We start from the raw sequence: 24,743 nt of genomic DNA, 5'->3' as shown, positions 1-24,743 counted from the left end.
ATGTGTGCGGGTGTGGAGAGCGGCCGCGGCGTCGCCGCCGCGGCCGCGGGCTACTTGACGCCGCCGGCCGTGAGGCCCACGACGATCCGGCGCTGGAAGACCAGCACGACGATGACCAGGGGGACGGTCACCACGACGGCCGCGGCCATCTGGGTGCCGAACGGCTGGTCGAAGCCGCGCATGCCGGTGAACTTGGCGATGGCCACCGTCGCGGTCTGCATGCTCTTCTCGTTGACCATGCTGAACGCGATGATGAACTCGTTCCACGCCATGAAGAAGACGAGGATCGCGGTGGTGAACACGCCGGGAGCGGCGAGCGGAATGATGATCTTGCGGAAGGCCTCGCCGCGTGTGCAGCCGTCGGTCATCGCCGCCTGCTCCAGCTCGAACGGGAGCTGGCGGAAGAACACGGTGAGGTTCCAGACCGCGAGCGGCAGCGCGAACCCCAGGCTCGGCACGATCATCGCCTGGTAGGTGTTGATCCAGTCGATGTCGATGAACAGCTTGAGCAGCGGCACCACCTGGGAGATGCCGGGGAACATCGACGTCGCGACGATCACGCCGAGCACCGCGTTCTTGAAGCGGAAGTCGAGCCGGGCGAGGGTGTAGGCGGTGAAGACCGCGACGAGCAGGGTGAGGGCCGTGGTGACGCCCGCGACGAGCAGGCTGTTGGCCAGCGCCCTGCCGAACATGTTGTCGGGGTCGAAGACCGCGCGCAGGTTCTCGGTCGACCAGGGCGCGGGCCACGGGCTCGAGTCGAACTGGTCCTGCGGCCTGCGGAAGGCCGACACGACCATCCAGTAGAACGGCGCGAGGCAGAAGACCGCGACGAAGGCGAGGCCCGCGTAGTTCAGGACGCGCTTCATGCCTTGGCCCCCTTCTTCCCGGTCGTCTTGCGGACGCGGGCCTCTCCGATGACGTCGGCGCCGGCCAGCTTGATGAACGCGTAGGCGATCAGCGCGATGTAGACGAACAGCAGCGTCGCGTAGGCGGTGGCCACCCCGTACCTGAGGTTGCCGGCCTCGGACCAGGCGAGCATCGACAGCGTCTCCACCGACTCCTTGTTGGCGCCGATGAGCACGAACGGCAGGTCGAACATGCGCAGGGTGTCGAGCAGGCGGAACAGGACGGCGACGGCGAGCGCGGGCTTGATGAGCGGCAGCGTGATCCGGCGGAACTGCTGCCAGGCGCTCGCCCCGTCGACCCGCGCCGCCTCGTAGACGTCCTGCGGGATCATCTGGAGGCCCGCGAGGGCGAGGAGGCCGATGAACGGAGAGGTCTTCCAGACCTCGGCGATGATCACCGCGACCTTCGACTGCCAGCCGTCGGCCGTCCAGAGGATCTCCTGGTGCAGGAGCGTGTTCGCGACGCCGTCGGGCTGGAAGATCCAGCGCCACAGCAGGCCGGACATCGCCGTCGGCACGGCCCACGGCACCAGGACGCTCGCGCGCACCAGGCCCCGGCCGCGCAGCGCCTGGTGCATGATCAGCGCCAGGCAGACGCCGATCACCGTCTCCAGCACGACGGCGGTCGCGGTGAAGAACGAGGTGTTGAAGAACGCGTTCCAGAATGCGTCGCCCCGTTCGCCGCGGAACAGCGCGGTGTAGTTGTCGAGGCCGACGAACCGCTCGCCCTCGGTGACGAAGCCGTCGACGAGGACTTCGTCCTTGTTGTACAGGGACTGGCGGATGCCCGCCAGCACGGGGTAGCCGACGATGAGCGCCAGCACGAGGAAGGTCGGGGACAGCAGCAGCAGCGCGAAGCGCCGGGACGAGCGGGCGCCCTGGCCGCGGGCCTTCGCGCCGGGACCCGGGACGGCGGTGGCCGTCTCGGTGGTGGTGGGGGTCGCCATTCTCTTCTCCAGGTTCCTCTCCAGAGCGCCGGGGAGGGGCCGCGGAGCACGGCCCCTCCCCGGCGGGGGCTCACTGGGTGAGGGTCTCCAGCTTGGCCTGGAGCTCGCTCAGCGCCTGGTCGGTGGGCTTGTCACCGTTCAGCGCCGCGTAGGCGGCCTCCTGGATGGCGGTGGTCACGTCGCCGTACTTGACGACCTTCGGACGGCCCTGGGCGTTCTCGATCGCGGTCTTCAGGGACGGCATGTACGGGAACTTCGCCACGATCTCCGCGTCGTTGTAGAGCGCGGCGACCGACGGGGCCTTGCCGATGACGAGCGCGTTGGCCTTCTGGACCTCCGGGGACGCCATGTACTTGATGAAGTCCAGCGCGGTCGCCTTGTTCGGGGCGAACGCGGAGATGGCGAAGTCGTGCCCGCCGAGGGTGGAGACGCCGGGGCCGTTGGAGCCGGGCAGCGGGGCCACGTCGAACTTGCCCGCGACCTTCGACTCCTCCTTGTTGCTGGCCGAGGCGTACTGGTAGGGCCACTGGCGGTGGAAGAGCAGCTTGCCGGCGTTGAAGTCGGCCCGGCCGAGCTCCTCGGTGTAGGTGATGGCCTTCTTGGCGATGTGGCCGTCCTTGAAGGCGTTCACCAGGACGTCGAGTCCGGCCTTGGCCTCGGGGGTGTTGACGGTCGGCTTGCCCTGCTCGTCGACGACGGCGCCGCCCGCGGCGTTGATGGCCTCGGAGGCGTTGACGGTGAGGCCCTCGTACTTGTCGAACTGGCCCGCGTAGCAGTCGATGTCCTTGGCCGAGGACACCTTCTCCTTGACGGTGTCGCACGCCGCGAACAGCTCGGTCCAGGTCGTCGGGGCCTTGTCGATGCCCGCCTCGGTGAGCAGGTCCTTGCGGTAGTAGAGCAGGCCCGCGTCGGAGTCGATCGGGACGCCGTAGAGCTTGCCGAGGTACCGGCCGGTGTCGACGGTCGGGGCGAGCAGGTCGGCGATCGGCAGCTCGGCCTCGGGCAGCTCGACGACCCAGCGGTTGGCGGCGAACTCGGCGGTCCAGACGACGTCGAGGTTCAGCACCGTGTAGGCGTCGGACTTCACCTGGGCGTTCTGGACCATCTGCTGGCGCTGCTCGTCGGCCTTGTCCGACAGCTCGATGACCTTGACCGGTTCATCGGGATGGGCGGCGTTCCAGGTGTCGATCTGCTTCTGGAGGTTGCCTGAGGTGTCCTTCCCGGTGACGAAGGAGATCTCGCCGCGGCCCTCCAGGGCCGTGGACGCCTTCGGATCGGTGTCGTTGTCACTTCCGCCGCCACAGGCAGCGAGCACGAGGGCGAGGCCGGTGATGGCACCGATCATGGGGATGCGCCGCATGTGCTTCCTCCTAGGGGGTCATCTCGCGATGACGGGGTAGATGAGGGGAACCGACCCCGGACGCTAGTCCAGATGTTGCAAGAATGTAAATAGTCTTGCTGAAAGATTTCTGCAAGAGCTTGCAAGTCTTGCGAGGCCTGCGCAGGAAGGGGTTGCGCCGGACACCGAAAAGGCCTCTCATAGAGAGGCCTGTGTCTTGCGGGGCTTACGGGGGAAGCGCCTACAGCGCGGCGTCGACGGCCGCGGGCGCGAGGATGTGGTCGAGGATCATGGTCGCGCAGCCCAGCAGGCCCGCGTCGTCGCCGAGGACGCTCGGCTCGATCCGCAGCCTGCGCGTCGCCATGGCCGCGGCCCGCTGGTAGACGCTCTCGCGGACGCCCGCGATGAGGTTCTTGCCGGAGAGGTCCCCGCCCAGCACGACCACCGCGGGGTTGAGGATGTTGACGGCGGCGGCGACGACCTCGCCGATCCTGCGGCCCGCCTCGCGCAGCACCGCGACGGCCTCCAGATCGCCCGCGCGGGCCAGCGCGGCGAGTTCCGGCAGGTCCTTGGCCCGCCCGCCGAGCTGGGCGAGCAGCGCCGCGCCCCCCGCGACGGTCTCCACGCAGCCGACCGTGCCGCAGCCGCACAGCAGGCCGTCGGACACGGGGATGTGGCCGATCTCCCCGGCGCCGCCGTACGCGCCGCGCTGGAGACGCCCGCCGGAGATGACCCCGGCTCCTATCCCGGTCGACGCCTTGACGAACAGCAGGTCGGAGACGTCGTTGCGGACCCGGTGCTCGCCCAGGGCCATGACGTTCACGTCGTTGTCGATGTGCACCGGTACCGGGAAGACCTCCCGCACCGCCTTGACGACGCGTTCGTCCTCGTGGGCGGGGCCGGGCAGCGCGATCCCGACGCCGCGTACGGCCCCGGGGCCCATCCGCTGCCAGCCCTCGATCGCCGACTCGATGCCGGCGCCGATCCGCACCGGCTCCTGGCGCAGGATCGTCCCGGAGAGGTCGCACACGGCGAGGTGCCCGTGGGTGTGGCCGAGAGAGGCCACCAGGACCCGTCCCCCCGCGCCGTTGAATTCCAGCCGCGCGGCCGGGCGGCCACCACTGGACACGCCGGGCAGTTCGACGACGAGACCCGCGTCGATCAGCTCGGTGACCCGCTGCCCGATGACGGGACGGGACAGGCCGGTCAGCCTGGCCAGGTCGGCCCGGGTCTGCACCTCGTCCTCGCGGATGAGCCGCAGGATCTCCCCGCTCGTGGCCGCTGATCTCGACATGTCACCAGTCTTCCACGATCTCTTGGCCCGGTTGTTTCGGATGATCGGTGACTTTTGTCATCTTCCCTACAGAAGTTTTCATGATTTCCTTGCTAAGGTATCCCCCAGGTTCGCCGATCTCTTCCCGGAGTTGTCCTATGACGGCCGTCCACCCGGTCCTCGACCGTGTCACCGCCCGCATCACCGAGCGCAGCGCCGCGTCCCGCGCCGCCTACCTCGCGCGCGTGGCGTCGGCTCAGGCGCAGGGTCCGGTGCGCGGCGCGCTCGCCTGCGGCAACCTCGCGCACGGCTTCGCCGCCAGCTCGCCCGAGGAGAAGGTCGCGCTGCGCGGGAACACCCGGCGCAACGTCGCGATCGTGACCTCCTACAACGACATGCTGTCGGCGCACCAGCCGTTCCGGACCTACCCCGAGCACCTGAAGAAGGCGATCCTGCTGGCCGGGGGCGTCGCCCAGGTCGCCGGCGGGGTCCCGGCCATGTGCGACGGCGTCACCCAGGGCCGTCCGGGCATGGAGCTGTCGCTGTTCAGCCGCGACGTCGTCGCGATGTCCACGGCGGTCGCCCTCGCGCACGACATGTTCGACGCCGCCCTGATGCTCGGCGTCTGCGACAAGATCGTGCCCGGGCTCGTCATCGGGGCGCTGTCCTTCGGCCACCTGCCGACCCTGCTCGTGCCCGCCGGGCCGATGGGATCCGGCCTGCCGAACGCCGAGAAGGGCCGCATCCGCAAGCTGTACGCCGTCGGCGAGGTCGGCCGCGAGCAGCTCCTGGACGCCGAGGCCGCCTCTTACCACTCGCCCGGCACCTGCACCTTCTACGGCACCGCCAACAGCAACCAGATGCTGATGGAGGTCATGGGCCTGCACCTGCCCGGCGCCAGCTTCGTCTCCCCGAACACCCCGCTGCGGGCCGCGCTTACCGCCGAGGCGGGCCGCCGCGCGGTCTCCGGCGAGGTCGCCCCCGTCGGCGAGATCCTGGACGAGCGGGCGTTCGTCAACGGCGTCGTCGCGCTGCTGGCGACCGGCGGCTCCACCAACCACACGCTGCACCTGCCCGCGATGGCCGCGGCCGCGGGGATCGAGCTGACCTGGGACGACTTCGCCGAGCTGTCCACGGTGACCCCGCTGCTCACCCGGATCTACCCCAACGGCGGCGCGGACGTGAACCACTTCCACGCCGCGGGCGGCACCGGCTTCCTCATCCGCGAACTGCTGTCCGCGGGCCTGCTGCACGGCGACGTCAAGACCGTCGCGGGCGACGGCCTCGCGCACTACACGCGGACCCCCTCGCTCAGCGAGGACAACGTCCTGTCCTGGGCCGACGCCCCGGAGTCCTCCGGCGACGAAGAGGTGCTGCGCCCCGCGTCCCGGCCGTTCTCCGCCGACGGCGGGCTGCGCATGGTCGAGGGCAACCTCGGCCGCGGCGTCGTCAAGGTCTCCGCGGTCAAGCCCGAGCACCGCGCCGTCGAGGCGCCCGCCCGGGTCTTCACCACCCAGGAGCAGGTGCTCGACGCCTTCAAGGCGGGCGAGCTGAACCGCGACATCGTCATCGTGCTGCGCTACCAGGGCCCGAAGGCGACGGGGATGCCCGAGCTGCACAAGCTCACCCCGCCGATGTCGGTGCTCCAGGACCGGGGCTTCCAGGTCGCCTTCGTCACCGACGGAAGGATGTCGGGCGCCTCCGGGGCGGTGCCCGCCGCCATCCACCTGACGCCGGAGGCCGCCGCGGGCGGCCCCCTGGCCCGGGTCCGCGACGGCGACCTCATCCGGTTCGACGCCGACAGCGGCAAGCTGGAGATCACCGCCGACCTCGCCGCGCGCGAGCCCGAGGGCGCCGCGCCGACCGCCGAGGAGTGGTCCGGCACCGGCCGCGACCTCTTCGGCGCGTTCCGCGCGTCGGTCGGACCCGCCGAGAGGGGCGCCTCGGTCTTCTAGAGACTTCCTCACGGGCCCGCTCCGACGCGGAGGGGCTGACGGGCGGGCCCGCGAGGAGAGAACTTCCTCGCGGGTCCGGGAACGGCGGAGGGGCCGGACCCGGACCCGTGAGGAGAAGCACTTCCTCATGGGCCCTGGAGATGGCGGAGGGGCCGGACCCGGGCCCATGAGGACTCCCGCTTCGCGGGACCGGCCTCCGGCGGAGGGGCCGGTCGCCGGTCCCGCGAAGGAAACGTCCCCGGGGCGGCGCAGGCGGAGGGGCCTGCCGCCGGCCCCGGGGAAACCCCGTCCGGGGGAACGACAAGAGCCACTGCCAAGGAGAGAGACCCTGATGCGCGCCGAAGACCTCATGAACCTCGCCCCGGTGATCCCGGTGGTGGTGCTGGAGGACGCCGACAGCGCCGTGCCGCTGGCCCGGGCGCTGGTCGCGGGCGGCCTGCCCGTCATCGAGGTCACCCTGCGCACCGAGGCGGGCCTCGAGTCGATCCGCCGCATCGCCGCCGAGGTCGAGGGCGCCGTCGTCGGCGCGGGCACCGTGACGGGGCCGCAGAACGTCAAGGACTCGGTCGCGGCGGGCGCGAAGTTCCTGGTCAGCCCCGGCTGCACCGACATCCTGCGCACCGCGATGAGCTACAGCGGGGTGCCGTTCCTGCCGGGCGTCGCCACCGCGTCGGAGGCGATGGGCCTGCTGGAGCAGGGCATCACCGCGATGAAGTTCTTCCCGGCGACCGCCTCGGGCGGCACCGGCTTCCTCAAGGGCCTGCACGGCCCGCTCCCCGACATCACCTTCTGCCCGACCGGCGGCATCAGCCCGGCCAACGCGCCGGAGTTCCTGGCGCTCCCGAACGTCGCCTGCGTGGGCGGCAGCTGGCTCACCCCGGCCGACGCGATCGCCCAGGGCGACTGGGTCCGGGTCGAGAAGCTCGCCGCGGAGGCGGCGGCCCTGCGCGCCTGAGACGTCACGTCCCCCCGCCGCGACGGGTGATGCGGGGACGTGCCGGGGACCCCGGACGCGACACCGTCCGGAAGGTCCCATGCGGCGTCCCGCTCCGGGTGGGGGAGCGGGACGCCGCCCGTATTCCTCCTCGCGTCCCGTCAGCGGCGGGAGCGGCGGACCATCTTGGCGATGAAGACGACGAGTCCGATGATGAACAGCACGCGGACCGCCGCGAAGACCGCCACTGCGCCGCCGCCGAAGAAGATCAGCGGCAGGCCGACGACGAGGAACAGCCAGAGCGCGAGGGCGGCCCGGTGCGGACGGCGGCGTTCGCGCGGCCGGTAGCCCGGCGCGTGCTGGTGCGGGACGCGCGCCTCCCACGGGTGCGGGCCCGGCAGGTCGTCCATGAGGCCGCGAAGGTCGCCCTCCGTCTTGGCCGACAGGGCCCGGCCCAGCCTGTCGTCGAGTTCGACGGAGTCCAGGCGGCCTTGGGCGAAGTGCTCCTGCAGCGCGTCGGCGACGGCGCCGCGCTCGGTGTCGCCCACCCGGAGTCTGCTCGTGTCGGGAGCCGAGGCAGAGGCGGAGGCCGCGGCCCAGCCTTGCAGCGCGGTGCGCCGGGCCAGCTGCGCGGCGCGGCGCGCCTCGTGCGCGAGCTGATGGGCCTGCCTGCGCTCATCGCGGGACATGCCGGACATCAGGCCTCCTCCTCGCGGATGTCGGCGGCCAGGATGCCGTACAGCCTGCGGCGGGTGTCGCCGAGCACCTGGCGGGCCTCGGCGACCTGTCCTGGCGAGCCCGCCTGGACCACCTGGACCAGCGCCTTGCCGAGCTGGGCCATCTCGCCGAAGACCGCGGCGGTCTCCCCGACCGGCCAGCCGGGGCCGTCGCCCTTGGACCGCTCGCCCGTCCTGTCGCTCCAGGGCGCCTCCGGCGGGTTCTCGGTGACGTACGTGCGGCCCGCCTCCGTCAGTGCGTAGGTCTTGCGCCCGTCGGCCTCCTCGCCGCGGATGAGGCCCTCGTCGGAGAGCTGCTGGAGTGCCGGGTAGACCGCGCCGGGGGAGGGCTTCCAGCCGCCTTCGGTGCGCTCCACGACGTCCTGGATGATCTGGTAGCCGTTGCGCGGGCCCTCGGTGAGCAGGACGAGGATCGCGGCCCGCACGTCGCCGCGCTTGGCCTTGGCGGGCGGCGGGCCGAACGGGAAGCCGGGCTGTGCCCAGGGCGGGGCGGACTGCTGGGCGCCCCCGCCCCCGCCCCAGCCGAAGAGGAAGTCGGGGCCCGGCCCCTGCCATCCGTGCCGTCGTCCATGCATGGCGGCGTCCCTTCAAGATCGGTCGAGCACTGTTCTCGATAGTCTTGACGATATATCTAGAACACTCTTGTTGAAAGGGCCGGCGCCTCACCTTCCGTCGCGCGCCGAGTGAGGTTCCTACCGATGGGTAACTTGATGTCAAGACAAATCGGCGTTACCTTGACGTCGAGAGAAAAAGTGACGGAAGTTAGGCCGACCTGAGTTCAGGCATGCTTCCGGACTAGGGCAGGATTCTGTGTGGAGGACCGGAAGCACCGGACCGCGAAGGCAGGCAGCGCATCGGTGTCCTCCCGCAGCGCCCAGGTAGACAGAGGTATGGCGCGCCTCAGAGAGCCGGCAGTATCGGTCGGCCGGTCGCGAGATCGGTTCATGTAGGAGGAGACGGCAAGTGTCCGCGAACAGCTTCGGCAGCAAGAGCGAGCTGCGGGTAGGCGAGAAGACCTACGAGATTTATCGGCTGGACGCGGTCGAGGGCTCGGCCCGCCTTCCGTACAGCCTCAAGGTTCTGCTGGAGAACCTGCTGCGCACCGAGGACGGCGCCAACATCACCGCCGACCACATCAACGCCCTCGGGCAGTGGGACCCGAACGCGCAGCCCGACACCGAGATCCAGTTCACGCCCGCCCGCGTGATCATGCAGGACTTCACCGGCGTCCCCTGCGTCGTGGACCTCGCCACCATGCGCGAGGCGGTCCGCGACCTCGGCGGCGACGCCTCGAAGATCAACCCGCTGGCGCCGGCCGAGATGGTCATCGACCACTCCGTCATCGTCGACAACTACGCCTCCCCGAAGGCGTTCGGCCTGAACATGGCCGTCGAGTACGAGCGCAACAACGAGCGCTACCAGTTCCTGCGCTGGGGCCAGACCGCCTTCGACGAGTTCAAGGTCGTCCCGCCCGGCACCGGCATCGTGCACCAGGTGAACATCGAGCACCTGGCCCGCGTCGTGTTCGACCGCAACGGCGTCGCCTACCCCGACACCTGCGTCGGCACCGACTCCCACACCACGATGGAGAACGGCATCGGCGTCCTGGGCTGGGGCGTCGGCGGCATCGAGGCCGAGGCCGCGATGCTCGGCCAGCCGATCTCCATGCTCATCCCGCGCGTCGTCGGCTTCAAGCTGACCGGTGAGCTGCCGTCCGGCACCACCGCCACCGACCTCGTGCTCACCATCACCGAGATGCTGCGCAAGCACGGCGTCGTCGGCAAGTTCGTCGAGTTCTACGGCGCGGGCGTCGCCGCCCTGCCGCTGGCCAACCGCGCCACCATCGGCAACATGAGCCCCGAGTTCGGCTCCACCTGCGCGATCTTCCCGATCGACGACCAGACCCTGAACTACCTGCGCCTCACCGGCCGCTCCGACGAGCAGGTCGCGCTCGTCGAGGCGTACGCCAAGGAGCAGGGCATGTGGCTCGACCCCGAGGCCCAGCCGGACTTCTCCGAGCACCTCGAACTCGACCTCGCGACGGTCGTCCCGTCGATCGCCGGCCCCAAGCGCCCGCAGGACCGCATCGAGGTCTCCAAGGCCAAGGACACCTGGCGCCGCGACGTCCAGAACTACGTCAAGGACGCCGACGAGGCGGGCCTGGAGTCCTTCCCGGCCTCCGACGCCCCCGCCGAGTACGACGGCGGCGACCGCCCGCACAAGAAGGTCCAGGTCACCCTGGCCGACGGCACCTCCTTCGAGCTCGACCACGGTGTGGTCACGGTCGCGGCGATCACCTCCTGCACCAACACCTCGAACCCGTACGTCATGGTCGGCGCGGGCCTCCTGGCCAAGAAGGCCGTCGAGAAGGGCCTCACCCGCAAGCCGTGGGTGAAGACCTCCATGGCGCCCGGCTCCCAGGTCGTCACCGGCTACTACGAGCGCGCGGGCCTCACCCCGTACCTCGACAAGATCGGCTTCAACCTGGTCGGCTACGGCTGCACCACCTGCATCGGCAACACCGGCCCGCTCGAGCCGGAGATCTCCAAGGCGATCAACGACAACGACCTCGCGGTCACCGCGGTCCTGTCGGGCAACCGCAACTTCGAGGGCCGCATCAGCCCCGACGTGAAGATGAACTACCTGGCCTCGCCGCCGCTGGTCATCGCCTACTCGCTCGCGGGCACGATGGACATCGACATCCTCAACGACCCGATCGGCCTCGGCTCCGACGGCCAGCCGGTCTACCTCAAGGACATCTGGCCGGACCCGGCCGAGGTCTCCGAGGTCGTCGAGGCCTCGATCTCCCAGGACCTCTTCGTCAAGGACTACGCCGACGTCTTCGCCGGCGACGCCCGCTGGCAGGGCCTGAACATCCCGACCGGGAACACCTTCGAGTGGGACCCGGCCTCCACCTACGTCCGCAAGGCCCCGTACTTCGACGGCATGCCCGAGACCCCCGCACCGGTCTCGGACATCACCGGCGCCCGGGTCCTCGCCAAGCTCGGCGACTCGGTCACCACCGACCACATCTCGCCCGCGGGCAACATCAAGCTCGGCACCCCCGCCGCGCAGTACCTCGAGGCCAACGGCGTCGCCGCCAAGGACTTCAACTCCTACGGCTCGCGCCGCGGCAACCACGAGGTCATGATCCGCGGCACCTTCGCCAACATCCGGCTGCGCAACCAGCTGCTGGACGGCGTCGAGGGCGGCTACACCCGCGACTTCACCCAGGCGGACGCGCCGCAGTCGTTCATCTACGACGCGTCGGCCAACTACATCGCCGCGGGGATCCCGCTGGTCGTCCTCGCGGGCAAGGAGTACGGCTCCGGCTCGTCCCGCGACTGGGCGGCCAAGGGCACCGCGCTGCTGGGCGTGAAGGCCGTCATCGCCGAGTCCTACGAGCGCATCCACCGCTCGAACCTCATCGGCATGGGCGTCATCCCGCTCCAGTTCCCCGAGGGCCAGAGCGCCGAGTCGCTCGGCCTCACCGGCACCGAGACCTTCGAGATCGTCGGGATCGAGAAGCTCAACGACGGCGCCACGCCCAAGACCGTCAAGGTCAAGGCCGACGGCAAGGAGTTCGACGCGGTCGTCCGCATCGACACCCCCGGCGAGGCCGACTACTACCGGCACGGCGGCATCATGCAGTACGTCCTGCGCAGCCTCATCGCGAAGTAGGCCGGGTTCCTCCGAAGCCGCCGTCCGGATCCCGTCCGGGCGGCGGCTTCGCCGTTGTCAAGATCTGGTGGCAAGGGCGGAAGGTGTGCCGCTCGACACAGCGGGTTTCCCGGCCGTAGGGGCTTGATTAACCCTGTCGAATCCTCATAATCCGCCTTAAGCAGGATTCGCATGGCTCCGCGGTCGAGTAAAGATGAGTGTCAGACGACGCCCATGGGGAGGGAACCGCATGCAGGCGATCAGCGTGAAGCAGCCGTATGCCTGGGCCATCGCGCGCGGGCATCAGCCTCTGGTCAACCAGGAGGGGGCCACGGACCACCGTGGAACGGTCCTGATCCACGCCGCCATGCGCGTCGACCTGGATTCGACGGTGCTGCCGCAGGTGCGCGCCTCGGGCTGGTCGCCCGCCGACCCGCTGGCGACCCTGGGCGCGGTGATCGCGGTGGCGGACGTTGCCGGGGTCTGCTCGCCGGGATCCTCGTCGTGCGAGTGCGGCCCGTGGGCGGTGCGCGGCGACCACCACTGGACGCTGGCGGACGTCCGGCCGCTGCGGCGGCCGATCGTCGCCGTCGGCTACCAGGGGGGCCTGTGGACGGCTCAGCCGTCCCTGGTGGCCGAGGTGAGGGCGATGCTGCCCGCGCAGCCGCCCGCGCCGCTGGAGCGGCTTCTCACGAGCTGAGGGGGACCGCCGTCACCAGGTGATGGCAGGGGGGAGCAGCCGCTCGTCGGCCTGCGTCCAGGTGAGGGGCTCGCCCAGGGGGACGAGGTGGACCATCTGGTCCAGGAACCAGGGGGAGGCCTGCGGGTCTTCCCGGAGCGCCTTCACGCCCTCCCAGTCGCGCCACTGGATGTCCTCGACCTCATCGGGGTCGAGCACCGGCTCGGCGTCGACGAAGGCGCGCACCACCGGGCACCACTCGTGCTCCACGACGCCGTTCATCTCGGCCCGGTAGACGAACTCCGGCAGGATGAGAGTGATGTCACTCACGGTAACGCCGAGCTCACTTTTGACGCGGCGGGCGACCGCATCGCGCAGGGACTCGCCGGGGGCCGGGTGGCCGCACGCGCTGTTGGTCCACACGGAGGGGAAACTCGCCTTGTGGTGGGCCCTCTGGCTCACCAGGACCCGGCCGGAGGCGTCCACGAGGTAGGAGGAGAAGGCGAGATGGAACGGAGTGGTTTTGTGGTGACTCTCCGCCTTCGGTGCTGTTCCTATGGCATGTCCTGCTTCGTCCAGAAGTACTATCTTCTCTCCCATATGAAACTTCTTCTCCTTGCTCTCCGTGTTCGGCGAAGCGGCATTAAACTCTGGGCAACCATAAGCCGCAGGGGCCTGCCTCCGGGAGGCGTTCGAGTGACCGCTCGTCACAGGCCTCGGTTCGCAGAGGAGATGACCCAGCTTGAGCCTGCTTGAGTCGATCAACGGTCCGGACGACCTCAAACGTCTGGATGCCGCGAGCCTCCCCGAACTCGCGCGCGAGATCCGCGAGTTCCTGGTCGACGCCGTCTCCAAAACCGGCGGACACCTCGGACCCAACCTCGGCGTCGTCGAACTCACCGTCGCCCTGCACCGGGTCTTCGACTCCCCGCGCGACCGCGTCCTCTTCGACACCGGCCACCAGGCCTACGTGCACAAGCTGCTCACGGGCCGCAAGGACTGGACCGGCCTCCGCCAGAAGGGCGGCCTGTCCGGCTACCCCTGCCAGGGCGAGTCCGAGCACGACATCATCGAGAACTCCCACGCCTCCACCGCCCTGTCCTACGCGGACGGCCTGGCCAAGGCCTTCGAGGTGCGCGGCGAGACCGACCGCCGCGCGGTCGCCGTGGTCGGCGACGGCGCCCTCACCGGCGGCATGTGCTGGGAGGCCCTGAACAACATCGCGGGCGCCGAGCGCCCCGTGATCATCGTGGTCAACGACAACGGCCGCTCCTACTCGCCGACGATCGGCGGCCTCGCGAGCCACCTGGCCGACCTGCGCGTCACCCAGGGTTACGAGAGGGCGCTCGACCTCGTCAAGAAGACGGTTCCCAAGGTACCCGTAGCCGGGGAGTTGGCTTACGAGGCGCTGCACGGCATCAAGAAGGGCCTGAAGGACATCCTCCAGCCCCAGGCGATGTTCGAGGACCTCGGCCTCAAGTACATCGGCCCCATCGACGGCCACGACGAGCAGGCCGTGGAACGCGCCCTGCGCAAGGCCCGCGCCTTCGGCGGCCCCGTCATCGTGCACGCCATCACCCGCAAGGGCGAGGGCTACGGTCCGGCGCTGGAGAACGTCGAGGACCACATGCACGGCGCCGGGTCCTTCGACCCGCTGACGGGCAAGTCCGCGCCCTCCTCCACCCCGGGCTGGACCAAGGTCTTCTCCCGCGAGATGGTCGAGATCGGCGCCGAGCGCCCCGACGTCGTCGCGATCACCGCGGCCATGCTGCACCCCGTCGGGCTCGCGGCCTTCGCCGACGCCTACCCCGACCGGATCTACGACGTCGGCATCGCCGAGCAGCACGCGGCCACCTCCGCCGCGGGCCTCGCCCTCGGCGGGCTGCACCCGGTCGTCGCGATCTACGCGACCTTCCTGAACCGGGCGTTCGACCAGGTCCTCATGGACATCGCGCTGCACAAGCAGGGCGTCACCTTCGTGCTGGACCGCGCGGGCGTCACCGGCAACGACGGCGCGTCGCACAACGGCATGTGGGACCTGTCGATCATGCAGCTCGTGCCCGGTATGCACATCGGCGTGCCGCGCGACGGCGCCCGCCTGCGCCGGCTGCTGCGCGAGTGCCTGGAGATCACCGACGCGCCCTCCGCGATCCGTTTCCCCAAGGGCCCGGTCTTCGAGGACCAGCCCGCGATCGGCTCGCTCGGCTCGATGGACGTGCTCGCCGAGGGCGCCGACAAGGACGTGCTGCTCGTCGCGGTCGGCTCGATGGCGGCCTGCGGCGTCGACGTCGCCCAGCGCCTCGCCGCCTCCGACATCTCCGCCACCGTGGTCGACCCGCTCTGGGTCAAGCCGCTCGACCCCGCGCTGGCCTCGGCCGCCGCGGCGCACAAGCTCGTGGTCGTCGTCGAGGACAACGGCCGCACCGGTGCCGTCGGCGACGCCGTCGCCCGGCTGCTGCGCGATTCCGGCGTGGACGTCCCCATCCGCACGTACGGCATCCCGCAGGAGTTCCTCGACCACGCCGGCCGCGGCGAGATCCTCAGCGAGATCGGGCTCACCGCGCCCGACCTCGCCAAGGAGATCACCGACTCCTTCGCGAAGGTGACGGGAAGGTGACGCGGAAGGCAAGGTGACACCGAAGCCGACGCCGCGTTGACGCGTCGGAGGGCCCTCGCTTGTTACGGTTCGTGTTTGTAGTAACACGAATCGTGATGAGGGGTGCCGGTGGCCGCAAGCGTGTTCCGCACGAAGACCGTCGAGCAGTCCGTTCGGGAGACGAAGGAGCCGGGCCACCGGCTCCGCCGCGACCTGTCGGCGCTCGACCTGGTCGTCTTCGGCGTCGGCGTCATCATCGGCACGGGCATCTTCGTGCTCACCGGCAGGGTCGCCCGCGAGTACGCGGGACCGGCGGTCGCCATCTCCTTCGCGATCGCCGGGCTCGTGTGCGCGCTCGCCGCGCTCTGCTACGCGGAGTTCGCCTCCACCGTGCCGGTCGCGGGGTCCGCCTACACCTTCTCCTACGCCACGCTCGGCGAACTGCCCGCCTGGATCATCGGCTGGGACCTCATCCTGGAGATGGCCCTGGCGGCCGCGGTCGTGGCCGTCGGCTGGTCGGGGTACTTCGCCTCGCTGCTCTCGACGATCGGGCTCGACCTGCCCCCGGATCTCGCCGGGGAGACCGCCGGGTTCAACATCCCGGCGATGCTGATCGTGCTCGTCGTGACCGCGGTGCTGGTGGCGGGGATCAAGATCTCCTCGCGGATCAACGCGATCATGGTGACGATCAAGGTGGCGGTGGTCCTGCTCGTCATCATCGCCGGGGCGTTCTCCATCAAGCTCGCCAACTACAAGCCGTTCATCCCGCCCGCCGTCACCACCGAGACCGTCGAGGGCGTGCGGGCGCCGCTCATCCAGGTGCTGTTCGGCGTCACCCCCGTCGCGTTCGGCTGGTTCGGCGTCTTCGGCGCGGTCGCGATCGTCTTCTTCGCCTTCATCGGCTTCGACATCGTCGCCACGACCGCCGAGGAGGCGCGTCGGCCGCAGCGGGACCTGCCGATCGGCATCCTGGGCTCCCTGGCGCTCTGCACGCTGCTGTACGTCCTGGTCTCCCTCGTCATCGTCGGGATGCAGCACTACAGCGACCTGAGCGAGGCCGCGCCGCTCGCCGACGCCTTCCGCGCGGTCGGCCAGCCGTTCTTCGCCGGGCTGATCAGCGTCGGCGCGATCTTCGGCCTCACCACGGTCGTGCTCATCCTGCTGCTCGGGCAGAGCCGCGTCTTCTTCGCGATGAGCCGGGACGGGCTCCTGCCCGAATGGCTCTCGCACGTGCACCCGCGGTTCGGCACCCCGGCCCGCTCCACGATCTTCATGGGCGTCGTCGTGGCGGTCCTGGCCGGGCTCATCCCGCTGTCCGCGCTGGCGGAACTGGTGAACATCGGGACCCTGTTCGCGTTCGTCGTGGTGTCCGCGAGCGTCATGGTGCTGCGCCGTACCAGGCCCGACCTGCCGCGCTCGTTCCGGACCCCGCTCGTCCCACTGGTGCCGATCCTGTCGATTCTGGCCTGCTTTTTCGTCATGTTGAATCTGCCGGCCGAGACCTGGATCCGGTTCGTCGTCTGGATGCTGGTCGGCGCCGTCATCTACTTCGCGTACGGCAGGCGGCACAGCCGGTTGGCACGATCCACCGCCTCCAACGGCGCTTCAGTGATCTAGCTCACATGGTCGTATGCGATGGGTCGTGTGCAGAATGCCCCGTGTGACCGACTTTTCTGTCGCCGTCGTAGGCGCCGGCCCCGCGGGCCTGTACGCCGCCGAGGCATTGACCAAAGGCGGCGTCCGCGTGGACGTCTTCGACCGGCTTCCCACCCCTTACGGGCTCGTGCGCTACGGCGTCGCGCCCGACCACAAGTCGATCAAATCCATCGCCCGGTACCTCCAGCGCGTCCTGGAGCATCCCGGGGTGCGGTTCTTCGGCTGCGTCGAGCTCGGCGGCGACATCACCCGGGAGGAACTCCTCGGGTGCTATGACGCCGTCGTCTACAGCACCGGGGCGATGGTCGACCGCCGCCTCGGCGTCCCGGGCGAGGACCTGCCCGGCTCGATCGCGGCCACCGACTTCGTCAACTGGTACTGCGGCCACCCCGACGCCGCGGGCCACTCCTTCGACCTGTCCGTCGAGGAGGTCGCCGTCGTCGGCGTCGGGAACGTCGCCGTGGACGTCGTGCGCATCCTCGCCAAGACCGCCGCGGAGCTCGCCGAGACCGACATCCCCGTCGCCGTCCTCGACGAGCTGAGCCGCAGCCGGGTCAAGCGCGTGCACCTCATCGGGCGGCGCGGTCCCGCGCACGCGAAGTTCACCACCAAAGAGGCGCGCGAGCTCGGCGAGCTGCCCGCCGCGTCGGTGTCGGTGCGGCCGGAGGACCTCGAGCTGGACGTCGAGAGCGCCGCCCTGGAGGCGGCCGACCGGCACGTCCGGGGCAACCTCGCGGCGATGCGCGCCTGGGCGGGTGAGCCCGCGGAGGGCCGCGAGCGCCACATCGACCTGAGGTTCTGGCGCGCGCCCGTCGAGATCCTCGGCACCGACCGGGTCGAGGGCCTGCGCGTGGAGCGCACGGAGCTCGTCGACGGCAAGGTCCGCGGCACCGGCGAGTACGAGACCCTCCCGGTCGGGATGGTCGTGCGCTCGGTCGGCTACCGCAGCGTGCCGCTCGACGGGGTCCCCTTCGACGAGCGGGCGTCGGTGATCCGCAACGAGAAGGGCAGGATCGCCGAGGGCGAGTACACCGCGGGCTGGATCAAGCGCGGTCCGTCCGGTGTCGTCGGCACGAACAAGTCCGACGCGGCCGAGACCGTGGGGGTCCTGCTGTCCGAATTGGGCAGCCGGCCGAGGCCCGTAACGGACATCGAGTCGGTCCTCAGGGCAAAAGGTGTCGAATTCGTCACCTACCAGAGCTGGTTGGGTCTGGACGCGGCGGAGATCGCACTGGCAAAGTCTCTTTCGCGAGGAGAAAGGGTCAAGTTGGGCACTTGGGACGCCATGCGTGCCGCCTGTCCACCCCACTGACCACACGGCGATTCGCACGACCATCGGGGCACAACTGAACACGCGCCTTTGACACTGGTCGAATCAACCGGGAAGTGGTGAAGTATGTCCCTTTTGGACACCAGGTTTCCCGCCATGACGGGCGGACCGCGGCTCTGGGGCTTCGCCCCTCCGCAACAGGTGCCACAGCTGGGCTGGCTCGGCGCGGACTACTCCGCGCAGCTCGTGCACGACCTGTCCCAGGGGCTGCTCCGCCAGGACCCGGGCACCCATGTCATCGCCGTGAAGTGCGAGGGCGTCCCCCTGCTGAAGAGCGGCGGCGTCGACGCGAGCGGAGCGGTCCGCGCGCACGACGCCGCCTTCTCGCTGGAGATCCTGCTCTCCGACGGCGTGGGCCGCTCGTGGCGGCTGCGCGGCCGCTGGACGTACGTCGGCAGAGAGCTCGGCACTTTCAGAGCGCAGATCACCCATTACTGGGAGTTGCGTACGGCCGAACAGGTCTAGCGAAAAGATGTCGGTTGTGTTACCTGTCTATCTTTCGGTAAATGACCGACCAACGGAATCTTTCCCCCGGTTGTCTGTTACTTAGGCTGAAACGGTCACCGGCTTCGGACTGGGGGATTTTCGTGGACGCTGCGCAGCTCGCCCGACTGCACGAGGTGCGGCCGTTCCCGGCCGTCTCGATCATCATGCCGACGCACCGCGCGAGGCCTGAACGCCAGCAGGACCGCATCCGCCTCAAGGTGCTGCTCGACGAGGCACGGCAGCGGCTCGCCGGTTACGAGCTGGACCACGGCGTCGCCGACGAGGTGATGCGCAACCTGGAGAAGGCCGCGGAGCAGGTCGACTTCGAGCGCACCGCCGAGGCGCTCGTCCTGTTCGCCGCGTACGGCGGCGAGACCCACGCGTTCGTGCTGCCCGGCGTGACCGTCAGCGAGCGGGTCATCATCGACGACACCTTCGCCACCCGCGACCTGCTGGCGATGCTGGAACGCACCTGGAACTACTACGTGCTGGTGCTGTCGGAGCAGCCGACCCGCCTGTTCGCGGGCGAAGGCGAGCGCTGCGCCGAGGTGAGCAACGCGCTGTTCCCGCTCAACCTCGCCGACACCGTCCCCGAGGAGCAGGGCGGGCCCACCGCGGCCAACCGGGTGCAGAACCGCATCCAGGAGGACCGCAGGCAGCAGTTCGTCCGCCAGATCGACCGCAACCTCACCGAACTGCTCAAACGCGGCAGCCGTCCCGTCATCGCCGTCGGCGTCCAGCGCGCCCTGACGTACCTGCGCGAGAACTCCAACGGCATGCTGCGCGACGCCCTCATCGGCACCGTCGAAGGCGGCTACGAGAAGGCGACCCCCGCCGAGATCGCCCGGCTCGTGGCGCCCGTGCTGCACGAGGAGATCGCACGCGTCCGGGAGGAGGCGCTCGCCGGGATCGACGACGCCAGGTCCGGCCGCCGCTTCGCCGCGGGCCTCGAGGAGTGCTGGGAACTCGCCCATCAGGGCCGCGTCCAGCACCTGCTCGTCGAGGACACCTTCTTCGCGCCCTCCCGCACCCACGAGGGCCGCCTCCAGGTCATGTCCGCCGACGGTCCCGCCGAGAACGGCTCGGCCCCGGCGCCGGCCGAGATCGGCGTGAACGAGGAGGCCACCGACGCGGCCTTCCGCGGCAAGTTCGTCAACGACGCCGTGGACGACCTCATCGAGACGGTCCTGCGCAACGACGGCCGCGCCACCTTCGTCCCCGACGGCTCCCTCACCGACCACGCCAGAGTCGCCGCCATCCTCCGCTACTGACCGCCCGGTTCCGGTTCCCGTCCGCTATCGGCCATGCGGGAGCGCCGCCACCCGCCCTTGCGTCAGGGTGCCCGAGAGAAGATCACGGGAGATCCGGGGGCGGGTGTGGCGGAGACGAGGGTCGCCGGACGCTTCACGCTGCGACGTGAACTGGGCCGCGGGGGCATGGGGGTCGTCTGGCTCGCCGACGACGAAAGACTGGCGCGCAAGGTGGCGCTCAAGGAGATCCTCACCCCTGCGGGGATACCGGAGGAGGAGGCCGCGGAGCTGCGCGAGCGGCTCCTGCGCGAAGGGCGAGCCGCCGCCCGCGTCGTGCACGCGGGCGCCGCCGCGGTCTACGACGTGCTGCTCGAGGACTCCAGCGTCTACATGGTCATGGAGTACGTCGAGGGCAGGTCGCTGGACGCGCTCGTCACCGAGTCGGGGCCGCTGCCTCCCGAACGGGCCGCGCGGATCTGCCTGCTGCTGCTCGAGGCGCTCGCCGCCGCGCACGCGTGCGGCGTCGTGCACCGCGACGTGAAGCCCGCGAACGTGCTCGTGACCGCCGGTGACCGGGTCAAGCTCGTCGACTTCGGCATCGCCCTCGCCGAGGGGGACACCCGGCTCACCCGGTCGGGGGCCGTCATCGGCTCGCCCGGCTACATGGCGCCCGAGCAGCTGCGCGGCACCGAGGCGAGCGCGGCCTCCGACCTGTGGGCGCTCGGCGCGACCCTGTACTTCGCGGTCGAGGGCCGTGACGCCTTCACCGGCCCGACGTTCACCGCGATCGTCGCGAACATCCTCGAAGGGGCGCCCGCCGCGCCGGCGCACGCCGGACCGCTGGAGGGTCTGCTCGCCGCGCTGCTGCGCAAGGACCCCGCCGCGCGCCCGACGGCCGCCGAGGTGCAGCCCGCGCTCGCCGACGCGGGCCGCGCCCCGGCCGAACCCCTCCCGGCGCCCGACCCGCGCACCCTCGTCCTTCCGGCCGCGCCGGCGCCGCGACCCGCCTCCCCGGACGGCCCGTTCGGCCCCCCGGGCCAAGGCGGGGCCTACCCCTGGCAGGAAGGCGTGGCGCAGCCGAACCCCGGTCCGTCCGGACCTCCGGTGCCGTGGCAGGCCGGCGGAACGCAGGGCGGGATCGGGCGGCCGGTCGCCGGGGGCCCGCCCGGATACGGGGCGTCCTGGCAGAGCGGCTGGCACCGGGGTCCGGTCGCGCCGTTCACCGCGGGCGTGCGCGCCTGGGCGGTGCTCCGGCACGGGTGGTCGCGGCTGGTGCGCGCGGCGCTCATCTGCTTCATCGGGCAGGCGGTCCCGGTCGTGCTGCTGCGCGGCGACGACGACGCGGACCTCGAGGCGTTCCCCGTCGTCGCGCTGCTGGTGTGGGTGGTGTGGGCGGCGTTCATCCTCCTGGCGATGCTGGTCCGGCTCATGCGCACCCGGCGGTTCCAGGTCGGACCGCAAGGCATGTCCGTCCTGTGGGGAAGCAAGACCGAGGTGTTCGACTGGCGGTGGCTGCACGCCGTCGGCGTCCGCCCGCACGGCTTCCTGCGGGCCCGCGCCGTCATGGTGCGGCGCCGCGCCCGCTCATGGACGCCCGTCTGCTACCTCAGCGACCTCGACGCCGACCCCCTGATGGTCCAGGAGGCCCTCGCCTACTTCGCCGGGCCCCTGTGGACGCAGGGACGCTGACCGGGCTCCTCGGGCTCCCCGGAGCCCCGGGCCGTTCGAAGGCCCGGGGCGGGGTGGCCCGGGATTCAGGGCGGGTCGTCGCCGGTGGGCGGCGGGGGACCGGCTTCCAGGGCGGCGAGTTCGGGTTCGGTGAAGAGGCGGGAGCGCAGCAGGAAGCGGATGCCTTCGGGAGCCTCGACGGAGAAGCCGCTGCCCCGGCCCGGGACCACGTCCACGGTCAGATGGGTGTGGCTCCAGTAGGCGTACTGGGCGGCGCTGATCCAGAAGGGGATCCCGTCGCCGACCTCGCCGAGCAGGAGGTCGGCGGCGCCCACCTGGAACTCGCCGCGCGGGTAGCACATCGGCGAGCTCCCGTCGCAGCAGCCGCCGGACTGGTGGAACATCAGCGGCCCGTGCGTCTCCGCGAGCCGCCGCAGCCACCCGGCGGCCTCCTCGGTCACCGTGACGCGTTCGGTCATGCCCGGCTCCTCAGAAGAAGCCGAGCCGCTGTGGGGCATAGCTGACCAGCAGGTTCTTGGTCTGCTGGTAGTGGTCGAGCATCGCCCGGTGGTTCTCCCGACCGATCCCCGACTGCTTGTACCCGCCGAACGCGGCGTGCGCCGGGTAGGCGTGGTAGCAGTTCGTCCACACGCGGCCCGCCTTGATGGCCCGCCCGAGCCGGTACGCGGAGGCGCCGTCCCGGGTCCACACGCCCGCGCCGAGGCCGTACAGGGTGTCGTTGGCGAGCCGCAGGGCCTCCTCGGTGGAGTCGAAGGTGGTGACCGACACGACCGGGCCGAAGATCTCCTCCTGGAAGATCCGCATGTCGTTGGTGCCCTGGAAGACCGTCGGCTCGATGTAGAAGCCGCCCTCCAGGCCCTGGACCGTGCGCGGCCCGCCGCCCGCGAGGACCTCGGCGCCCTCGGCCCGGCCGATGTCGAGGTAGGACAGGATCTTCTCGTACTGGTCGTTGCTGGCCTGCGCGCCGACCATGGTGGCCGGGTCCAGCGGGTCGCCCGCGACGATCGCGCGGGTCCGCTCCAGCGCCCGCTCCATGAAGGCCTCGTAGATCGAGGAGTGGACGAGCGCGCGGGACGGGCAGGTGCACACCTCGCCCTGGTTCAGCGCGAACATCACGAAGCCCTCGATCGCCTTGTCGAGGAAGTCGTCGTCGGCGGCCATGACGTCGGGCAGGAAGATGTTCGGGCTCTTGCCGCCCAGCTCCAGGGTGACCGGGATGATGTTCTGCGCGGCGTACTGCATGATGAGGCGGCCCGTGGTGGTCTCGCCGGTGAAGGCCACCTTGGCGACGCGCGGGCTGGAGGCCAGCGGCTTGCCGGCCTCCACGCCGAAGCCGTTGACCACGTTGACGACGCCGGGCGGCAGCAGGTCGGCGATCAGCTCCACCAGCAGCAGGATGGTGACGGGGGTCTGCTCGGCGGGCTTGAGCACCACGCAGTTGCCCGCGGCGAGCGCCGGCGCGAGCTTCCAGGTGGCCATGAGCAGCGGGAAGTTCCACGGGATGATCTGGGCGACGACCCCCAGCGGCTCCTGGAAGTGGTAGGCGACCGTGTCGTCGTCGAGCTGGCTGATCCCGCCTTCTTGGGCGCGGATCACCCCCGCGAAGTAGCGGAAGTGGTCGATCGCCAGGGGCAGGTCGGCGGCGAGGGACTCGCGTACCGGCTTGCCGTTCTCCCAGGTCTCGGCGACCGCCAGGTACTCCAGGTTCTCCTCGATGCGGTCGGCGATCCGGTGCAGGATCAGCGAGCGCTCGGCGACCGAGGTGCGGCCCCACGACTCGGCCGCGGCGTGCGCCGCGTCCAGCGCCAGCTCCACGTCGGCCGAGCCCGAGCGCGCCACCCGCGTGAACACCTTGCCGTCGACCGGGCTCGGATCGTCGAAGTACCTACCGTCGACCGGCGGCACCCACTTGCCGCCGATGAAGTTGTCGTACTGCGGCGCGAAACGCACGAGCGCCCCGTCCCGACCGGGATGCGCAAAAGCCATGAAGCCCTCCTCGACATCTGTGACGGCGCTCACTCTCCACTCCCCGTGTTGGCGAAACGTTGGCGCCGCCCACCGCGTCCGGAGTCAGTCCGCGGCGGCCCGCGCCCGGGCGACCGCGACGGCATGGCGCGGATCGGCGGACGGCAGCAGCGCCGCCGCGTGCTCGTGCACGGCGAGGTCCTCCGGGTGGTGCGCGCCGTAGGCCAGGGCGGGCTCCGGCCGGGGATCGGCCAGGACGGCCTCGCGCAGCGCCACCTCGATGTGGTCGCGCCAGCGCACCACCCCTGGAGCCTCCGACAGCGGCAGGAGCGGGCCGCCGTAGCCGTCCAGGGCCTCGGTCAGGCGTCCCGCGTGCAGGTGCGCCAGGACCTCCGCCGCGTCGCACGACACCTGCCCGGCCAGTGCGTAGGCCCGGGTCGACAGCGCCCCCGCCATGACGCGCCGCAGATGCGACACCTCGGCCCGCAGCGTGACCGCGCTGACCCGGCGCTCGCCGTAAAGGCTGTCGTGCAGCCGCTCCGGCGGCAGGGCGCGGCCCTCCAGCGCGAGCAGCGCGAGGATCTCCACCTGCCTCGGCCGGATCGCCACCGAGACTCCGTCGCGGCGCAGCGACGCGGCGCCCAGACAGCGCAGCCGCCAGCCCGAGCCCGCCGCCTTCCCCAGCCTGCCCTCGATCGCGGCGGCCAGCCCGCGGACCGTCGGCAGGCCGAGCGGATGCGATCTGTCCCAGGTGCTGGAGATGTCCAGGACGCCCAGCACCGCACCGTCCGGGCCGTGGAGCGGCGCGCAGTAGCAGACCCATCCGTGCAGCGCCTCGACCAGGTGCTCCGCGGAGAACACCGAGCTCGGCACGCCGGTCTCGAGCGCCAGCGCCAGCGCGTTGGTGCCCATCGACGCCTCGTCCCACCGGCCGCCCTGCGCGAAGTTCACCGCGCCCGCCCGACGGCTCATCACCGCGCCCCCGCACGTCCACAGGATCGTGCCGCGCTCGTCGGTGACGGCCGCCACGAACCCCGCGTCCTCGGCCACCGCCCGCAACTCGCCCGACACCGCCTCCACCGGCGCGCGCAGCGGCGAGCGCGCCCAATCCGCCTCCGCCGCCAGGGGCGCGCACCCCAGCGCCGGATCGACCGCGCGGATCGACCGCCGCCACGACGCGCCGATCTCCGCCCGGACCCCGGGCGACCCCCGCCCCGCCAACCACCGCGACCACTCCCTGCGCAGCGCCTCGCGCCGCACACCCAGCTTCTCGTCCATAGGCTCGTCCTCGAACCCTTCGGGCCGGGCGCTCGGGACACCCGGCTCGCCCCATGTAAACACG

At 70.8% G+C, this 24,743-nt stretch carries 20 protein-coding genes; 10 read left to right on the top strand and 10 right to left on the bottom strand.

Annotated features, from left to right (window positions below; translation table 11 throughout):
* Positions 1 to 50 precede the first annotated feature (50 nt).
* The 4 genes from EDD29_RS34030 to EDD29_RS34015 form a co-directional block, all read right to left on the bottom strand.
* Positions 51 to 866 (bottom strand): carbohydrate ABC transporter permease, encoded by an 816-nt coding sequence (locus EDD29_RS34030; protein ID WP_123668364.1) that lies wholly within the window; start codon positions 864 to 866, stop codon positions 51 to 53.
* Positions 863 to 1,852 (bottom strand): carbohydrate ABC transporter permease, encoded by a 990-nt coding sequence (locus EDD29_RS34025; RefSeq protein ID WP_123668363.1) that lies wholly within the window; start codon positions 1,850 to 1,852, stop codon positions 863 to 865. Before EDD29_RS34025 ends, EDD29_RS34030 begins: the two co-directional genes overlap by 4 nt.
* Before the next feature lie 70 nt (positions 1,853 to 1,922).
* Entirely contained in the window at positions 1,923 to 3,212 is a 1,290-nt protein-coding gene (locus tag EDD29_RS34020) for an ABC transporter substrate-binding protein (RefSeq protein WP_123668362.1), read from the bottom strand.
* 220 nt (positions 3,213 to 3,432) lie between these two features.
* A complete protein-coding gene (locus EDD29_RS34015) occupies positions 3,433 to 4,485 on the bottom strand; it encodes an ROK family transcriptional regulator (protein ID WP_123668361.1) in 1,053 nt (350 codons plus the stop codon).
* A 137-nt stretch (positions 4,486 to 4,622) separates the two neighbouring features.
* Here EDD29_RS34015 and edd point away from each other — a divergent pair, with 137 nt between their 5' ends.
* Both edd and eda read left to right on the top strand, forming a co-directional pair.
* Positions 4,623 to 6,419, top strand: a complete 1,797-nt coding sequence (gene edd / locus EDD29_RS34010; RefSeq protein ID WP_123668360.1) for a phosphogluconate dehydratase — start codon at positions 4,623 to 4,625, stop codon at positions 6,417 to 6,419.
* A gap of 331 nt (positions 6,420 to 6,750) precedes the next feature.
* Complete coding sequence (eda, locus tag EDD29_RS34005) at positions 6,751 to 7,374, top strand: bifunctional 4-hydroxy-2-oxoglutarate aldolase/2-dehydro-3-deoxy-phosphogluconate aldolase (RefSeq protein WP_123668359.1); 624 nt, start codon at positions 6,751 to 6,753, stop codon at positions 7,372 to 7,374.
* A gap of 140 nt (positions 7,375 to 7,514) precedes the next feature.
* On the opposite strand, the gene EDD29_RS34000 is transcribed toward eda, so the two are convergent.
* Both EDD29_RS34000 and EDD29_RS33995 read right to left on the bottom strand, forming a co-directional pair.
* Positions 7,515 to 8,051, bottom strand: a complete 537-nt coding sequence (locus EDD29_RS34000) for a DUF1707 SHOCT-like domain-containing protein (RefSeq protein WP_123668358.1) — start codon at positions 8,049 to 8,051, stop codon at positions 7,515 to 7,517.
* A complete protein-coding gene (locus EDD29_RS33995) occupies positions 8,051 to 8,665 on the bottom strand; it encodes a PadR family transcriptional regulator (protein WP_123668357.1) in 615 nt (204 codons plus the stop codon). Before EDD29_RS33995 ends, EDD29_RS34000 begins: the two co-directional genes overlap by 1 nt.
* Before the next feature lie 388 nt (positions 8,666 to 9,053).
* Here EDD29_RS33995 and acnA point away from each other — a divergent pair, with 388 nt between their 5' ends.
* Both acnA and EDD29_RS33985 read left to right on the top strand, forming a co-directional pair.
* Positions 9,054 to 11,771, top strand: coding sequence for an aconitate hydratase AcnA (acnA, locus tag EDD29_RS33990; RefSeq protein ID WP_123668356.1), 2,718 nt, complete (start codon positions 9,054 to 9,056; stop codon positions 11,769 to 11,771).
* Positions 11,772 to 12,000: 229 nt separating this feature from the next.
* On the top strand, positions 12,001 to 12,450 hold the full coding sequence (locus EDD29_RS33985; RefSeq protein ID WP_123668355.1) for an ASCH domain-containing protein: 450 nt from the start codon (positions 12,001 to 12,003) through the stop codon (positions 12,448 to 12,450).
* Between the two features lie 12 nt (positions 12,451 to 12,462).
* On the opposite strand, the gene idi is transcribed toward EDD29_RS33985, so the two are convergent.
* Complete coding sequence (idi, locus tag EDD29_RS33980) at positions 12,463 to 13,029, bottom strand: isopentenyl-diphosphate Delta-isomerase (RefSeq protein WP_123668354.1); 567 nt, start codon at positions 13,027 to 13,029, stop codon at positions 12,463 to 12,465.
* 142 nt (positions 13,030 to 13,171) lie between these two features.
* On the opposite strand from idi, the gene dxs reads away from it, so the two are divergent.
* The 6 genes from dxs (at position 13,172) to EDD29_RS33950 (ending at position 21,436) form a co-directional block, all read left to right on the top strand.
* Positions 13,172 to 15,046: a 1-deoxy-D-xylulose-5-phosphate synthase gene (gene dxs, locus EDD29_RS33975; protein WP_123668353.1), complete on the top strand. Its 1,875-nt coding sequence runs from the start codon at positions 13,172 to 13,174 to the stop codon at positions 15,044 to 15,046.
* Positions 15,047 to 15,148: 102 nt separating this feature from the next.
* Positions 15,149 to 16,642 carry an amino acid permease gene (locus EDD29_RS33970; protein WP_281280967.1) on the top strand — a complete coding sequence of 498 codons (1,494 nt, stop codon included), beginning with the start codon at positions 15,149 to 15,151 and terminating at the stop codon, positions 16,640 to 16,642.
* 34 nt (positions 16,643 to 16,676) lie between these two features.
* A complete protein-coding gene (locus tag EDD29_RS33965) occupies positions 16,677 to 17,993 on the top strand; it encodes an FAD-dependent oxidoreductase (protein WP_123668351.1) in 1,317 nt (438 codons plus the stop codon).
* A gap of 114 nt (positions 17,994 to 18,107) precedes the next feature.
* Positions 18,108 to 18,476, top strand: a complete 369-nt coding sequence (locus tag EDD29_RS33960; RefSeq protein ID WP_123668350.1) for a hypothetical protein — start codon at positions 18,108 to 18,110, stop codon at positions 18,474 to 18,476.
* A gap of 122 nt (positions 18,477 to 18,598) precedes the next feature.
* Positions 18,599 to 19,768: a baeRF3 domain-containing protein gene (locus EDD29_RS33955; protein WP_123668349.1), complete on the top strand. Its 1,170-nt coding sequence runs from the start codon at positions 18,599 to 18,601 to the stop codon at positions 19,766 to 19,768.
* Positions 19,769 to 19,873: 105 nt separating this feature from the next.
* Entirely contained in the window at positions 19,874 to 21,436 is a 1,563-nt protein-coding gene (locus EDD29_RS33950) for a serine/threonine-protein kinase (RefSeq protein WP_170201692.1), read from the top strand.
* 65 nt (positions 21,437 to 21,501) lie between these two features.
* Here the strand turns inward: EDD29_RS33950 and EDD29_RS33945 are convergent, their stop codons facing one another.
* From EDD29_RS33945 to EDD29_RS33935, 3 genes are all read right to left on the bottom strand, one after another.
* On the bottom strand, positions 21,502 to 21,894 hold the full coding sequence (locus tag EDD29_RS33945) for a DUF779 domain-containing protein (RefSeq protein ID WP_123668347.1): 393 nt from the start codon (positions 21,892 to 21,894) through the stop codon (positions 21,502 to 21,504).
* A gap of 10 nt (positions 21,895 to 21,904) precedes the next feature.
* Complete coding sequence (gene exaC, locus EDD29_RS33940; RefSeq protein WP_123670843.1) at positions 21,905 to 23,422, bottom strand: acetaldehyde dehydrogenase ExaC; 1,518 nt, start codon at positions 23,420 to 23,422, stop codon at positions 21,905 to 21,907.
* Between the two features lie 84 nt (positions 23,423 to 23,506).
* Positions 23,507 to 24,679, bottom strand: a complete 1,173-nt coding sequence (locus EDD29_RS33935; RefSeq protein WP_123668346.1) for a sigma-54-dependent transcriptional regulator family protein — start codon at positions 24,677 to 24,679, stop codon at positions 23,507 to 23,509.
* Positions 24,680 to 24,743: the final 64 nt, after the last annotated feature.

The sequence above is a fragment of the Actinocorallia herbida genome (assembly GCF_003751225.1).
Classification (GTDB): Bacteria; Actinomycetota; Actinomycetes; order Streptosporangiales; family Streptosporangiaceae; genus Actinocorallia; species Actinocorallia herbida.
Note: the sequence above shows the minus strand (reverse complement) of the source record. Positions and strands in the feature narration are given on the sequence as shown.

Coding starts and splice junctions, on each gene's coding strand:
- EDD29_RS34030 (WP_123668364.1), bottom strand. CDS start 866: ATGAAGCGCGTCCTGAACTACGCGGGCCTCGCCTTCGTCGCGGTCTTC.
- EDD29_RS34025 (WP_123668363.1), bottom strand. CDS start 1,852: ATGGCGACCCCCACCACCACCGAGACGGCCACCGCCGTCCCGGGTCCC.
- EDD29_RS34020 (WP_123668362.1), bottom strand. CDS start 3,212: ATGCGGCGCATCCCCATGATCGGTGCCATCACCGGCCTCGCCCTCGTG.
- EDD29_RS34015 (WP_123668361.1), bottom strand. CDS start 4,485: ATGTCGAGATCAGCGGCCACGAGCGGGGAGATCCTGCGGCTCATCCGC.
- edd (WP_123668360.1), top strand. CDS start 4,623: ATGACGGCCGTCCACCCGGTCCTCGACCGTGTCACCGCCCGCATCACC.
- eda (WP_123668359.1), top strand. CDS start 6,751: ATGCGCGCCGAAGACCTCATGAACCTCGCCCCGGTGATCCCGGTGGTG.
- EDD29_RS34000 (WP_123668358.1), bottom strand. CDS start 8,051: ATGTCCGGCATGTCCCGCGATGAGCGCAGGCAGGCCCATCAGCTCGCG.
- EDD29_RS33995 (WP_123668357.1), bottom strand. CDS start 8,665: ATGCATGGACGACGGCACGGATGGCAGGGGCCGGGCCCCGACTTCCTC.
- EDD29_RS33985 (WP_123668355.1), top strand. CDS start 12,001: ATGCAGGCGATCAGCGTGAAGCAGCCGTATGCCTGGGCCATCGCGCGC.
- idi (WP_123668354.1), bottom strand. CDS start 13,029: ATGGGAGAGAAGATAGTACTTCTGGACGAAGCAGGACATGCCATAGGA.
- EDD29_RS33965 (WP_123668351.1), top strand. CDS start 16,677: ATGCCCCGTGTGACCGACTTTTCTGTCGCCGTCGTAGGCGCCGGCCCC.
- EDD29_RS33960 (WP_123668350.1), top strand. CDS start 18,108: ATGACGGGCGGACCGCGGCTCTGGGGCTTCGCCCCTCCGCAACAGGTG.
- EDD29_RS33945 (WP_123668347.1), bottom strand. CDS start 21,894: ATGACCGAACGCGTCACGGTGACCGAGGAGGCCGCCGGGTGGCTGCGG.
- exaC (WP_123670843.1), bottom strand. CDS start 23,422: ATGGCTTTTGCGCATCCCGGTCGGGACGGGGCGCTCGTGCGTTTCGCG.
- EDD29_RS33935 (WP_123668346.1), bottom strand. CDS start 24,679: ATGGACGAGAAGCTGGGTGTGCGGCGCGAGGCGCTGCGCAGGGAGTGG.